10 protein-coding genes are annotated in these 14,508 nt (G+C 53.1%); 5 read left to right on the top strand and 5 right to left on the bottom strand.

Going from position 1 to position 14,508, the window contains the following annotated elements; genetic code table 11:
* The first annotated feature begins 123 nt into the window (after positions 1-123).
* The 4 genes from BLP45_RS04140 to BLP45_RS04155 all read left to right on the top strand — a co-directional run bounded on the left by BLP45_RS04140 (position 124) and on the right by BLP45_RS04155 (position 5,474).
* Positions 124-1,269, top strand: a complete 1,146-nt coding sequence (locus tag BLP45_RS04140; protein ID WP_090370100.1) for a right-handed parallel beta-helix repeat-containing protein — start codon at positions 124-126, stop codon at positions 1,267-1,269.
* Between the two features lie 493 nt (positions 1,270-1,762).
* Complete coding sequence (locus BLP45_RS04145) at positions 1,763-2,980, top strand: TIGR04063 family PEP-CTERM/XrtA system glycosyltransferase (RefSeq protein WP_090370102.1); 1,218 nt, start codon at positions 1,763-1,765, stop codon at positions 2,978-2,980.
* Between the two features lie 56 nt (positions 2,981-3,036).
* The gene (locus BLP45_RS04150; protein ID WP_256327674.1) at positions 3,037-4,095 is read left to right on the top strand and encodes a glycosyltransferase family 4 protein; all 1,059 of its coding nucleotides are present in this window, start codon (positions 3,037-3,039) and stop codon (positions 4,093-4,095) included.
* Positions 4,092-5,474 carry a phenylacetate--CoA ligase family protein gene (locus tag BLP45_RS04155; RefSeq protein ID WP_256327675.1) on the top strand — a complete coding sequence of 461 codons (1,383 nt, stop codon included), beginning with the start codon at positions 4,092-4,094 and terminating at the stop codon, positions 5,472-5,474. Before BLP45_RS04150 ends, BLP45_RS04155 begins: the two co-directional genes overlap by 4 nt.
* A gap of 24 nt (positions 5,475-5,498) precedes the next feature.
* Here the strand turns inward: BLP45_RS04155 and BLP45_RS04160 are convergent, their stop codons facing one another.
* The 4 genes from BLP45_RS04160 to BLP45_RS04175 all read right to left on the bottom strand — a co-directional run bounded on the left by BLP45_RS04160 (position 5,499) and on the right by BLP45_RS04175 (position 11,350).
* Positions 5,499-6,926 carry an acyl-CoA synthetase family protein gene (locus tag BLP45_RS04160; protein WP_090370103.1) on the bottom strand — a complete coding sequence of 476 codons (1,428 nt, stop codon included), beginning with the start codon at positions 6,924-6,926 and terminating at the stop codon, positions 5,499-5,501.
* 113 nt (positions 6,927-7,039) lie between these two features.
* Entirely contained in the window at positions 7,040-8,473 is a 1,434-nt protein-coding gene (locus tag BLP45_RS04165; protein ID WP_143002391.1) for a hypothetical protein, read from the bottom strand.
* A gap of 314 nt (positions 8,474-8,787) precedes the next feature.
* Positions 8,788-9,831 carry an ATP-grasp domain-containing protein gene (locus BLP45_RS04170; RefSeq protein WP_090370108.1) on the bottom strand — a complete coding sequence of 348 codons (1,044 nt, stop codon included), beginning with the start codon at positions 9,829-9,831 and terminating at the stop codon, positions 8,788-8,790.
* 49 nt (positions 9,832-9,880) lie between these two features.
* Complete coding sequence (locus tag BLP45_RS04175) at positions 9,881-11,350, bottom strand: lipopolysaccharide biosynthesis protein (protein ID WP_090370110.1); 1,470 nt, start codon at positions 11,348-11,350, stop codon at positions 9,881-9,883.
* A 543-nt stretch (positions 11,351-11,893) separates the two neighbouring features.
* Here BLP45_RS04175 and BLP45_RS04180 point away from each other — a divergent pair.
* Positions 11,894-13,660: an asparagine synthase-related protein gene (locus BLP45_RS04180; RefSeq protein WP_090370112.1), complete on the top strand. Its 1,767-nt coding sequence runs from the start codon at positions 11,894-11,896 to the stop codon at positions 13,658-13,660.
* On the opposite strand, the gene BLP45_RS04185 is transcribed toward BLP45_RS04180, so the two are convergent.
* A complete protein-coding gene (locus tag BLP45_RS04185; protein ID WP_090370115.1) occupies positions 13,657-14,400 on the bottom strand; it encodes a class I SAM-dependent methyltransferase in 744 nt (247 codons plus the stop codon). The two genes, BLP45_RS04180 and BLP45_RS04185, sit on opposite strands and share 4 nt — an antisense overlap.
* Between the last annotated feature and the right edge of the window lie 108 nt (positions 14,401-14,508).

Raw genomic sequence — 14,508 nt, forward strand, 5'->3', positions numbered from 1 at the left:
GTTCTTCGAGTTGAGGTGGCAGAGGATGAATTAGCTAAGCAGGCTCAGGCTGATCATTCTTTGGAATTATGACTTTCATTGGCGGCAATTCCAAACTAAAGAGCTAACCCATAGTGGTCCACCATGATCAAAAGCATCCTGTGCATCGTACTTCTGCTTCTCTCGCAAGCTGCCATGGCTGCAATCATCCTTGTCGGTCCGAATGAGAACATTACTCGTATTGCCGATGCCGCACGCATAGCCAAGGACGGTGATACCGTACTCATCATGCCCGGAGAATACCGCGGCGATGTTGCCGTATGGATGCAGAAGCAACTCACTATTCGCGGCCGCGGGGAACGGCCCGTACTGATGGCCGATGGTAAAGATGCGGAAGGTAAAGCCATTTGGGTCATCCGCAATGGCAACTTCCTGATCGAAAATATTGAATTCCGTAACGCGCGCGCCGCCGATGGTAATGGTGCCGGCATCCGCTTTGAACGCGGCACGCTTCAGGTAAAGGATTGTGTTTTTGTCGACAACCAAACGGGGCTGCTGACCGCCAATTTTGACGGCGCTGAACTTACCATAGAAGACAGTATGTTTATACAAGCTCCTAAACAGGAACGGCCACATCCCCATTTGCTCTACGTCGGCAAAATTGCAAAACTGCAGGTGACGGGAAGCCGCTTTCACCAGGGTTATAGCGGTCATCTCATCAAATCACGAGCCCGCGAAAATAACATCCGCTATAACCTCATTTACGACGGCCCAACCGGTAGCGCATCTTATGAACTGGAATTTCCCAACGGCGGTATCGCCTACGTTGTCGGTAACGTTATTGGGCAAAGCGCCAAAACCGACAACCGGGTACTTATCTCGTATGGAGCAGAAGGGCAGGCATGGCCAGAGAACATCCTTTATCTCTCAAACAATACGTTGCTCAGCGATCAAGTTGGCGCGTGGTTCCTTCGTACCTGGTCGGAAAAATTTCCGAATGGCATTGCGGTCAAGGGCATCAATAACCTGACTGTAGGGCTGGGTGTCTTCACGCAGGGCGTCAGCGGCGCATTCAAAGCCAATTTCCCCGCCATCTCGTCGATGCTGAACGCGCCGGAGATGCTCGACTTCACGCTCTCATCCGATTCGATTCTGCGTGGTCGAGGCATTGACCCCGGTCCTGCTCTCGTCCCTCATGCCGAATTCAAACTGCCCATTGGTATACGCGCGATCGAGGCACCTGCCCAATGGTCTCCAGGGGCATTCCAGACACAGCTTTACGTCCAGTAAGCAACGAGGTAGGTTCTTTACTTTGAAGGAAGTTTTATTGTAGTCTATGGCCCAGTCGTTATACTCCACAAACCGCTTATCCCGTGCGATTCGCAGGGCTGCCCACAGCAGTATCCTACCATGCCGCCGATCCCCGGTTTCTCCCGTTGGAGTCTAAAACCGAAAGCTGTTAGCCTCCAGCTTTACCGACTTCTGGCGGCGTATAAAGTTACTGGAAGGACTCATGCGGAAATCTTCTATCCAGTGGCTCTCAAGTTACGCCAACTGGGTACGACGAACGCAATCGTGGTGGCAACGCTATAGGTATTCATGCTTCCACGGTTTCTGCACACATACAGTAGTTTTGTTACGCGAAATCATGCTGCTGGTTCCGCAGAATACTTTATTCTGGCATTCCGGCCCTGACTGGGACTGTAAATGATGACAAGCGTTTAATGGGGCTTGATAACAAGATGCGGCTACGGCTCAGAAAAACAAGGAACCGGAAATATTAATGCGAATCCTGCATATCCTTGACCACTCCATTCCACTGCATAGCGGTTACACTTTTCGCACCCTCTCCATCCTCAAGGAACAGCGCGCCCTGGGATGGGAAACCTTCCACCTGACCGGGCCAAAGCAGGAGAATTGCAATCTGTTCCAGGAAGATGTCGACGAGTGGCATTTCTATCGCACTCCGCCGAGAGGTAGTCTGGCGTCGAAACTGCCTGTCTTGAATCAGATCGATGTCATTAATAGCCTGACCCACCGCTTGAGTGAGGTGGCTAAGCTCGTCAAGCCGGATATCCTGCACGCCCATTCGCCGGTTCTGAATGCTCTGCCTGCTTTGCGCGTGGGCCGGAGGCTAGGCATCCCGGTCGTCTACGAGGTCAGGGCATTCTGGGAAGATGCCGCGGTAGACCATGGCACCAGCAGTGAATGGGGAATTCGATATCGTCTCACCCGGGGATTGGAGAGTTATGCGCTACAACGCGCTGATGCTATCACCACCATCTGTGAAGGGCTAAGGAGCGACATTCTCGAACGAGGCATTGCGCCCGGGAAAGTGACCGTTATCCCGAACGCGGTAAATATCGAAAATTTCAGCATGGGGGAGACTCCCGATGCGCAACTCTCCAAGGATCTCGGCCTTGAGGGCAAGCTCTCGCTAGGCTTTATCGGCTCTTTCTACGCTTACGAAGGCTTGCGCGTTCTACTGCAGGCCTTACCGGAAATGTTGTCGAAAAACCGTGACATTCGTATCCTGCTGGTCGGCGGGGGCCCGCAGGCAAAAGAACTGAAAGCTCTTGCTAAGCAACTCGGGATCGAGGACAAGGTGATCTTCACTGGTCGCGTTCCTCATGACCAGGTGCGGCGCTATTACAATTTGATCGATGTGCTCATCTACCCGCGCCTGAAAATGCGGCTTACGGACCTCGTAACGCCGCTCAAGCCGCTTGAAGCCATGGCGCAAGGCAGGCTGGTCGTAGCCTCGGATGTCGGGGGGCATCTGGAGCTTATTCAGGACGAAAAAAACGGCATCCTTTTCAAGGCAGGCGCTGCGGATGCTTTGGCGGCCAAGGTGTTAAACCTCCTTTCCCGGCCTGACCTATGGCCCTCGCTACGCGCCGCGGCCCGAAACTTCGTGGAGACACAACGCAACTGGCCAGGTAGTGTGGCCCGCTACAAGGACGTCTATGGTCCGCTTGCACGCAGGAGCGTACCCGAGTGAAAGCGTCGGGCATGCGGATCGGGCTGGTTGGACCTTTACCTCCTCCTTCGGGAGGAATGGCGAATCAAACACTACAACTCGCAAAGTTGCTGCGTGAAGAGGGGGCCGCAGTGGAGTTGATCCAGGTTAATCGCGCCTACCGCCCCTACTGGATCGGCAGGCTCAAAGGAATAAGGGCGATCTTTCGGCTTCTGCCCTACCTGGCCCGCCTATGGCAATCCGCGGGCAAGGTTCAGGTATTCCACGTAATGGCCAATTCCGGTTGGTCGTGGCACCTCTTCGCCGCTCCGGCAATCTGGATAGCCAGGCTCACGGGAATACCGGTCGTTGTCAATTATCACGGCGGGGAGGCGGATGCCTTCTTTGACAACGCCTTTTTCTGGATCAAGCCCAGCCTGTACCGGGCAGATGCGATCATCGTTCCTTCGAGCTTTCTTGAAGCGGTGTTTGAAAAGCGTGGTTTCTCTACCAGCATCGTGCCAAACATCATCGACCTCAGCCGCTTTTCGGCTGAAACCGATGTTGAAGCTTCGTCGAAAACAAATTCGCCACATATAATTGTTACCCGCAATCTGGAGCTAATTTATGATAATGCTACGGCCTTGCGCGCTTTCAGTATTGTCAAGCATACATTTCCCGGGGCAACACTCATTATTGCCGGCTCCGGTCCGGAGCGGGAAGCGCTGGAGAAGCTCGCAGCCGTGCTTGGCATGACGGATGCGGTCACTTTTACCGGCCGTATGGATACCGATGGCATGGCCGCCCTCTACCGTGGCGCTGACGTCATGGTGAATCCCAGCTTGGCCGATAATATGCCCATCTCCATATTGGAAGCATTGGCGAGCGGCGTTCCCGTGGTGAGCACCGACGTCGGCGGGGTGCCTTATATGGTGGAACATGGAAAAACTGCATTGCTGGTGCCCGCACAAGACCCGGCGGCGATGGCGGATGCTATTCTTACGCTACTCAACGAACCTGTTCAGGCCAGGCAAATCAGTAAAGCGGGCAAAGAGTCCGTCCAGCAGTATGCCTGGTCGGAAGTGCGTGACCGTTTGCTGTGTGTTTACGAACAGGTGCTGACAAGACCACGCACATCCGCAGTGGGTATTAAGTGAAGGCTAGTTCGCCTGCGGGAACGGACTTATACACGTTACTTATCTCCGGCCTGCTTTTCCCTCTCCATGAGCGGCTCAAGAAGCACAATAGCGTGACGGTGCGTAAAGAGATGGAGCTCTCCCAATGGTGGGATGAGAAGCGCCTGGAGGAGCTCCGGCTTTCGAGGCTGCGCCAGTTGCTTGCGCATGCCCAGGCGCATGTCCCCTATTACCGCCGGCTATTCGCGGAGGTTGGCTTCAAGGCGGAAGGTTTCAACTCCCTTGCCGATCTTGCATTGTTGCCCTTGCTCGATAAATCCAGGATCCGTTCCAATCTGGAAGCACTGAAATCCGAAAAAGCCCGGCACCTTGCCCGCTTCAACACGGGCGGCTCTGGCGGAAATCCATTGATCTTCTACATCGGCAGGGAGCGTATTAGCCACGATGTGGGCGCGAAATGGCGCGCCACACGCTGGTGGGGAGTGGATATCGGCGATCCGGAGATCGTCGTCTGGGGGTCTCCAATTGAGCTTGGCGCGCAGGATGGCGTTCGTGCCCTGCGCGACCGCCTGCTTAGGACCCGGCTGCTCTCCGCCTTCGAAATGTCGGAACAGAAACTCGACCTGTTCCTCGATGCATTACGTGCAACGCGGCCCAAGATGCTCTTTGGCTACCCCTCCGCGCTGGCGCATATCGCTCGCCATGCTGAAGCAAAGGAGCTGCGCATGGATAATCTCGGTATCCGGGTTGCTTTCGTCACGTCGGAACGGCTCTACGATGAGCAGCGCCAAAAAATCAGCAAAGTCTTCGGCTGCCCGGTGGCAAATGGTTACGGTGGCCGCGATGCCGGCTTCATCGCCCACGAATGCCCTCATGGCGGCATGCACATCACCGCCGAAGATATCATCGTCGAGATCTTGGACCCTCAAGGTGTTCCGCTGCTTCCCGGCGAAGCCGGGGAGATTGTGATAACCCATCTCGCCACGCAGGACTTCCCTTTCATCCGCTATCGTACTGGCGACATCGGTGTGTTGGACAACAAGTCTTGTAGCTGCGGGCGAGGGCTTCCCCTGCTCAAGGAGATACAGGGCCGCAGTACGGATTTTCTGGTTGCTCAGAATGGAACAGTCATGCATGGTTTGGCGCTGATTTACATCCTGCGCGACTTGCCCCAAGTACGCAACTTCAAGATCATCCAGGAAAGCTTGGACTTCACTCGCGTATTAGTGGTATCCGCGGATCGGCTCAACTCGAAATTTGTCGAGAAAATCGAATCAGGATTCAAGGCAAGGCTTGGACAAGGGGTACAGATAGCGGTTGAGGAGGTGGCGGAAATCCCCGCTGAAAAATCGGGAAAATTTCGCTATGTTATTAGCAAGGTCCCGGCAACTCATGTATGAGAGCGATGAACAAAACAGCTAGCGCTAGATTGAATCGTCTTTAAAGTACTGACGATAGCGAAGGCTGACCTCGCTTACCGCCCAGGCAAACGCATAACGGCGCAGCCGGCTCGGACTGTCAAGCGAAGTTTGAGGCCCCAGCCGCCACAGCAGAGGGGTTTTGTGCAGTGCAGATCCTAAGATGTCCAAGGCTCGGCCGGCGAATCGCTCATAGCCTTCGCTGAGTGGTGGCGGCAGTCTCCCGCGCTTCAGCCATTCGACTCGATGTTGCGCGAGCCACGCGCGATAAGCCTTTAGCGATGGAGGGCTCAGGAATTCGGTAAATGCCACCGCACTGGCTCTTTTAACCATACCGAAGACCTCGCGTGGGACATCGGCTGATTCGACAATGCGGCGCGGAATAGGCCGGCTATAGTCGCCGGGTACGTCCCAAGGGCGCATTTCCTCTGAATTGCTCAGAGAGTTGATAGCCCCGATTTGCCGTACTCCCCAGAAAGTAACCGGACAATGGATGAATCCCGCCCAAAGCCGATACTCGGATAGCGAAAGCCCGGAAGAGTCGCCCCGTACAATATTTTCGCTCAGGTCCCTGGTGTCTTTTGCCCATACCTTGTCGCCATGATAACCTGTAAGCAACACCCGCCCTGCCAAGGCCGTGGCGGCACTAGCAAGTGGCACTGCTTCGGACGTGCCATCGGCTGCGATAAAGAGAACCTCCGACCCGCCAAGCTCGCGCCATGCATTGCGCGCTACGCGGATAGGGCGCAAACCAAGATAAGCCGCCACTTGCTCTCCGTTCTCCGTATCTCCAAATCGGTCCTTATCGATGCACAGCGCTTCTTCGCACCCGGCCGCGCGAGCAAGCGCGGCAATTGCCGGAGAATCGTAGCCCGACGATGCGGTAGCGAGAAATCGGTAGCTCCGCTTTCTGGTGCGATCGGTTATATTGCCCGACATCGCCATGAGATTTTCCTCGATAAATTGCTGGTAGCGAGCGAAGCTACTGAAATCCCTCCAAATTACATCCCTGGATGCATATGCCGCTTCACGGCCATCCCATGTAACGAATCCGAACATCGTGATATGGATATCGCCCAGCGAAGTCGCCAGCGTGCGCTTGTATGCAGAAAGACCATGAATAATACTGGTAAAGTCCTCGTAGTAGCGCGGGTAGGTAGGATCAGTCGTTGCGCCGGATATAGCCAGTAGGCATGGCAGCGAATTGGAGACCAGCAATCCGTTGCCCGTTTGCAGCGATAGGATACGATCTACCGTATTGCCAGGCGCCACAAAAGTTACGATGTTATCGCGGCAGCGGCCGCCTGTTCCCGCCACGAGGTCGGTCCGATCAAAATCCCCTGCGTCAAAGGAGCCTGGCCACACAGCCTCGCAAAACCAGTCGGGACGGGTCTCAACCTGGCTGCCGTGCCACACCGTGATCGCCCCGTTCACGCGACAGCGTGTAATCCAAGCAAGCGGAGCCCATTGTTTGATGCAGTAGTATTCTATTTGCACATCACGGCCGCTTTCAAATGCTCATATTTGGCTACTGCTAAGAGAATTTCTCACTTGTCCCCAATGTACTTGCGCTTGGCCATGTCAATTGCCCAAGGGAAGAGGAAACGCCGGAGCGGCAGCACCCATGGTGGTTTAGGATTATTAGCCCAATCTACAGTTTCGAACCAATGCAGAGGTCTTCGCACGAGGTCCAACGTCGCAAATGAGTGGCCAATAGAACCTAATTTCCCGGCAGCACGCTGAGTGGACTTAAACATTTTGAAGAATATCCGGTCAGCATTTCGGCTGGTTAAAATTGTGGAGAACGGGCCATGAATCAGACTTGGGCGATTGTATTCTAGCCACTGCAGGTAGTTTTCCATAGACTGCGGTGTAAGAAACTGGGCTGAACTGTTAGGCCAGCTTGAGGCGGCCTTTTTTTTTCTGCCGAACAATTCTCGTGGTACGCCAGAACTCTCTACGATCCGTCGGCATATCGGACGGCTGTAACCACCGCTGACATCCCATTTGTGCATGGTTTGCTGATTTGAAAGCCGGACGATGTCCGCTGATTGCCGAGCTCCCCAGAACGGAATTGGGCAATGGAGGAAATTTGCCCAGAGCCGATACTCGGTAAGAGAAAGCCCGGATGGATCTCCCCTGACAAAATTCTCCGACGCATGATCTATATCCTTACCCCACACGACATCACCGTGGAATCCTGTCAGGAGAATCCGAGAACTCAGTATTGAGGCAGCTGCGGTATATTGGACTTCCTCACCCAAGCAATCGGCTGCTATATGGGGTACTTCTGGGTTCGCGCTGTCTCGCCACTTGCCTATATCAATGATATCAAGATCGACCCCCAGGTAACCAGCGATTTCACTACCCGAATCGGTTGATGGCTCCTCCATACCTCCGAACGTAAATCCTCTTACTTTCGGAGCGACCGTCTTTGCTACCGCAGTGACTGTTGGCGAGTCATAGCCCGTAGAAAGTGTCGTTAAGAGCTGGAAAGGGTATCGGCGGCTGTTGTCAGCACTGTTGAGGTGAACACAATGCAGCGTTTCAACGAGGAAGTCGTAGTAGCATTCAAAGCTTGACAAGTTCCGATGAATCCTTGGTTTTTCGACTCGCCTGAGGGTATGTCCGTTCCAAACAAGATTGCGGTAATAAGTCAGCAGTATATTTCCGCGTGAACTCGGGATCTCGGACTGATAGTGTTCGATCCCTTTCACGATACTGTGAAAAGCCGCGTGCCAGTCGTGGTCAAGCAAGAAATCGAGGTCGGCAGTAGCGGCAAGACAGGCGAGGGAGTTTGATACCAGTATAGTCCCCGCTAGGTTTAATGAGACCAACCGGTCGACGGTATTTCCCGCCGAAACGAAAACCAGTTGCCCACTCCGCTTCCGTCCACCGCTACCGGCCACAATATCCGTACGGTCAAACCCGCCATCATTGAATTCCCCGTCCCATGCTGCTTCACAAAACCAGTCATCCATAACTTCAACATTTGGCCCATGACTGATGACAACTGCCTCCGTGTCGGGTTCACAGCGGGCCAGCCAAGCTAGCGGGGGCCAGGCAGGAACCAAGGCAAAGGATAGATTCATTAGAAATACTAATCCGGGATGAAAGGAAAGTAGGAGGCATAAATATCGCCATCGGCAACCTCAAAGCATTTCTGCTGGAAGACCCTATTGATGGGGCTATCGTCCAAGTATCGCAAATAATCAATAAATTCTGTTACTCGTTTAACCGGTGTTATCAACAGTTTAGAAGCACTTCGACATATACGCTTGGTTACTATTAATCATTAGTCTTCTAAAATACCAAGGCGACTAACAAAATCTTTCCAAATAGCATCTTCCGGTCTCATTGAGCCGGCAATCCAAACAAGCTGTTGCGAGTCATCATATAGTTCCCAGTGTCCCGGACAAGCCGCGATGGCCCATCCTTCATAGTAATAACTGATTTCCGCAATTACAGGCTCCTCATCCCGGCGCAGCACGTCGACCGCCAATGATTGGGTCTCGAGTATCCTAGCTGTTTCAAAAGCAAGAAAAATAGCATCTTCCGGGATCTGCGCTGGGTCCCAATCGATACGACCGCTACCGCTTGCCCGGAAGTCGTTGGGGCGATTGTGCCGTCTGAATGCAAATGCGCGATTACCAATTACAGTGATACGAATATCAAACTCATTTCCTGGTAAAAACTCTTGAAACAGTAAATACCCTTTATGAAATTCGTCATTATTTTTTTCGGAAAGCAGGATACGGCGTGCTTCACGGCACCTCCCCGCAAACCATCGGAAAGGAAGGTTGGGAGGTGGCAGAGTATGCATACCAGAACCGAAAAGTTCTTTGGCGTATCGCCGTGCTTCTGAGGCGTTATGTATCAATTCCACATTTCTTGAGACTATCCCAGAAGCGAGCTTCAGAACCAACGGATATTTAGCTGAAGCTATGAATTCTTCTGCTTGGCGTTGCCACCAAAGCACGTATGTTTCTGGGATAGGAACACGAGTCGCGCTTAGCAAATAATACTGAGCTACTTTATCATCGAAATGCCAGATAGTATTGAGGTTAGGAAATGTCGGTATCTTGCTAACGTGCGCAAGTGACGCAATAACTCGGCGACCGGGCCTGATTGCGGGAAGTGGCTGCCCAAACCACCACATCAGTGCATCGCAACCACTAAGCTGTTCGAAGTAGTTTTGTGGGTTCGAGTAAATATCTATTTTACGTGTTGCAATGCCTTGCTTAGAAGCTAGCTCATGCCAGCGTGTTGAGAAAGACTGGTAACGACCACTCGAAAGCTGTAAATAATCTTCCTGGATTGCAATGATCGGCTTATTCATAGAAAACTCTATTAATAATAATAGTTAAATGTAGGAGGCGAGCCATGCTTCATCCCGCAACTGATTTCGTCGGTTTGAGCGTTGCAATACTCCGTAGCATCTCAAGCACTTCGTGGGTTCCTTTACGGTTGAGCCCGAATGAGATAGCGCAGTACGCCAGCGCGCCTACCGCAACCAGAACACACAGGCGCAACGCTCCTCCTTGGCCGTCCGCAAAAATGTAGCGCGTTGCGGTAACGGCGGCATACATGATGAAACCGGCACCCGCTGCAGGCATCATTGCCTTGAAGAGCTGACTCATGCGTAGGCCAAGCGCCGGCAACACCCTCCACATGCTCTGCAGAAACATGAGTGGCGACGCGACGAGCCACGCCAAGCTTATGCCGAGTAGCCCCCAGTTTACACCGATGAGAAATGCCAGGGGTAAAATCACCGATGCCCAGATAGCGTTGCGTAGCAGGATATCGGAACGGCCCATTCCCTGGACGGCGGCCGGTACAAAGTTGGCAATCATCCGCAGCGGCATAATCAGTCCCAGCACCTGCAGAGGGATGGCGGATGGTGTCCATTTAGCGCCAAGGATCACCTCGACAATTTCCTGGGCAGTGCTGGATATGCCCCACATCAAGGGGAAGGCAAAGAAGCTCAAGATCCGAATACCCAGCAGCACGTTTTCTCCTACCTTGCGGACATTGTCCTGCATGCGTGAAAACGTCGGGAACGCAACCTGATTGATGATGCCCAGGACGCGCTGGGTCGGCAGCGAGGCGATATGCATGGCAACCGAATAGAAGCCAAGGGCTTCCTTGCCCAACCATTTTCCGCAAATGATGGTGTCGACCTGGGAGAAAAATAGCCATAGCACTTGGGAAGCGGTGACTTGACCACCGAAGCGCAGCAATGATCGCGTTCCTTGCAATGAAAACTCCGGCCAGTGCAAGAAGGGCGCTAGCCAGTTGAGTCCGATAGCCTTCCAGACTTGACTGATAAGCGTCCCCAGGACAAGCGCCCAGACTCCCCAACCGGCCAACGCCATAGTTAGCGTAGCAAGGCTGCTGATAATTGTGGCTGACAAGTCCAATAGTGAACGCCTGCGAAATTCCATCCGCCTCTGCAGTTGGGTATCCGGCATAACGACGAACGCGGTTAGAATGAATTGCAGGGAAAGAACACGAATGATTGCGGTTACCCGCGGTTCATCGTAAAAGCTGGCAATAAGCGGCGCCGCAAGCATTAGAAGGGCGGCCAGTGAAAAGTGGATGACAAGGGTCGTGCCGAATACTCGTCGAAGGAGTGATTCGTCGACTTCGGATTTCTGAATGACCGCCGCGCCAAGGCCGAACTCGGAGAACGCCGAGAAAAACAGAACAAAGACGGTGGACATTGCGAGTAGCCCATAGTCCTCCGGCGTCAGGAGCCGAATCACGATGAGCGTGATTGCCCACGTGATCATCTGGCTGGCGAGTCTCGCGCTGGCGTTCCAGCGAAAGCCAGACAGGGCTTGCTCGCGTAATGTCATGCGCGGAAATCCGGATGGACCTTTTCACTCAAGAGTAGAAATTCTGTCCAATCCGGTAGTTGGGTCACGAAGACGGCCCCGGCACTTCCGTCATAGTCACAATATTAAGTGCCTTGCTTTTGCGTAAGCTTGAATAGCAGCTCATAAAATATAGTCGTACAACGCTATGTGTTAAGTGGGTGGCGCGTTACGAGCTTCAATTAGCAAGGAATTGTTAGTTCTGCGCTATCGACATGCAAAGATTACGGACAGACGTAAGCCGAGCGCTGATCAATCAAGGGTATCTCGAAGGCAGGGCGAACAAATAGTGTATTCTTTCACAATTAGTGCGGTAATGTTAATCTCGTTAACGGCGGTAGTAGAGGGAACAGTAGTATAATTCAGTTAAGAAAGAACTGCAGAATTTGCGTTACCTTACGGGGATGGGGAAAGTGGTTTCGGCGGCGGCTCGACTTATTTTCGAATAAGAGGGAATGGCCGATAGCCGCTTATGACCCAAACTAGTCAGTATAAAAGTTATAAGTTAAAAAAGTATCAAGGGCCATGTCGGTTTTCGCCGGAGTTTTCGCATATCAAGCCAATAAAGCAATACCCGTAGAGCTTATTGATGAGCTTCGCGCCGAAGTATCACGCTACCCCGGGGACGCGAATGCCAGGATTGAGTTCGCTGCTGCAGGGATCTTCATTGTAAAGATTGACGTTGGGGCGCTGCGTGAGCCAGGGGAATATTCCAATTCTGCATTGACAGCCTTTGTTGCGGGCGACCCTATTTTGCAGTGCAATCCTGGCGCGCTTCCGATATCGCGAGCTGAAAGTCTGCGGGCTCTCGCACACGAGCTGGTGACCGGGCAAGATAATGCCCTGCGTTCATGCCGAGGAACGTATTGCGCAACGGTCTACGAAGGCTCCGACCACAGGTTGCACCTGTTTACCGACAAGCTTGGTGTCAGACCAATCTATTGCTGGGTTTCGGGGGATTACATCGTATTCGCCACTGCGTTGCGGATCCTGGAAGCCATATCCTTTTGTACAAAATCCCTCAACCTTCAAGGTGTGGCGGAAACTGCTTGTTTTGGCTACCCGCTTTCGGATCGCACGCCTTACCAAAATATCTTCTGCCTCCATGCGGGGGAGGTCGTAAGCATCGACATTTGCGGTCTTCAGCGCCGGCGGTACTGGCGATGGGACGAAGCCCCGACGGCGCCGGCGTCTGAGGTAGATGCGCCTAAGCGGCTTTATCGGCTTTTTACCGATGCGATCGGGATACGCCTACGCGGCCAGAAGGTTGTTGCCGCGTTTATAAGCGGCGGCCTGGACTCTCGAGCGGTAGCAGCGGCGTTAAAGGGCGCCCCTGCGGAGGTGATCGCGGCGAATTTGGGCGCACCCGCTAGCCAGGATCAGGTATTTGGCAAACTAGCCGCGGAGAAGTTGGGAATCCACTATTCGTATCTCCAGTCTCGCCCGTTAGTCGAAGGCGACGCGTATAGTAAAGCCACTATCAGTGACTGGCTAAACTCGGCGGAATCACTCGCCCTCGGTCTGCAACGACCGCGCGTTATGTGGGGCGGCGACGGTGGCAGTCTCGGTCTCGGTCATATATATCTCAATGCGGATATTGTCGCGGCGGCTCGTGCGGGTGATTTGCAGGCGGCTATCGCGAAATTCATGGCGTACAACCGATGGGGTCTCCAGGGCAAACTCCTCAGGCCGAACATTGCCAAAGCAATGCGTGACATGATCCACGACGGTATCAATGCGGAACTGGAGTCAGTCCATCCTGCGGATCCGGGCCGTATTTTTTATTTGTTCCTCATGCTGAACGACCAGCGCCGACATATGTTCAACCATTTCGAAAATATGGATCTAACGCGCATTGAGTTCGAAATGCCATTCTTTGATGCCGAATTCATTGCAGGGGTACTGAGGGAACCAATAGATTCCTTTCTACGCCACGGTTTTTATCTCGAATGGCTAAAGTGCTTTTCCCAGCCGGTTCTGGAGATCCCGTGGCAGGCATATCCCGGCCATTTGCCTTGCCCGCTTCCACTCCCCGAAGGCCTGACTCATCAATGGCAGAGTAATCTCTCCCCGGAACAGGACCGAGAAAGACGGCATTGTGCCCTGAATGGTGCTCGCGCCCTGCTTTGCGATAAAGGTTTTTCGCGCGAATACCTCAGCTATGGGTGGATTCGGCTATTCATACTATTGATGAAATGGGGGAAGGGAGACCGCTCTTACCTAATGCATGTGCCGTCTTTGATAAGACGTTACTGGTCCCAGACTACTCGTGGCACGGCTAGAAACAACTAGAACGCTAAAACGTCAGGATCAGGTTGACCCGATGTGGTTTTTTTACCCGTCGCAATGGCAAGGGCATCCTCAAGTTCTTTGGACGAACGGGTTGGCGCATGATTCTGGGCATAAGCGAACAGAATTGGCATCTCAAATTTCTCGTCCTTCATCGTCTCGACGAAAACAGACTTGAAGCATGCCGAAAGCTCCTTCGTTAGGGTCTCTTTCGTAAATTTTATGACGTGACTCGGCTCGTCGATGGGGCCAAGACAATTGTCCGGAACGAATATTATCAGCGTTCCCATGGGCTTGAGGATGCGGCGCAAACCATATAGAAACTTCCGGCGCCAAATGATGTGCTCAAGTACTTGGGACGCAATGACGACATCGAATTGCTGGTCGGGTAGAGGAAGATTTGGAAGCCGAGCATGATGCATCGTAATTCCGCGCTCGCCCAAAACCTCCACAGCCCTGCGGGAAATCTCAAGGCCCTCAAGGTTTGCGTAGCCGTACTCCTGCAAATATCGAAGCAGCGAACCCGTACCGCAGCCGACATCAAGGATTCGGTCCGTGGTCGAGGTAAGAGCTCGTATCAGCTGATTCTTGGTCGGCCAGTCGCGGCTTCCCAGTTGCCAGCTTATGTCGAAAGCCATGTTCCAGTACTCTTCCGATTCATGCCGGGCCTGAACGTTAGCCAGTAAATGGTAACCCAGCGGGAAATGCTCGGAGAAAAAATTTTTTATGCGCCACGGCAACATAAGGCACTCCTTAATTCACGGTCCAGAGTTTCTTGAAGAAATCTTAAAGCCGAGGTTTCGTCACTTCGGTTATCAGTGGAAGTCTTGATATCGATGTAGGAAGAGACC

The sequence above is a fragment of the Nitrosospira sp. Nl5 genome (assembly GCF_900102495.1).
GTDB lineage: Bacteria > Pseudomonadota > Gammaproteobacteria > Burkholderiales > Nitrosomonadaceae > Nitrosospira.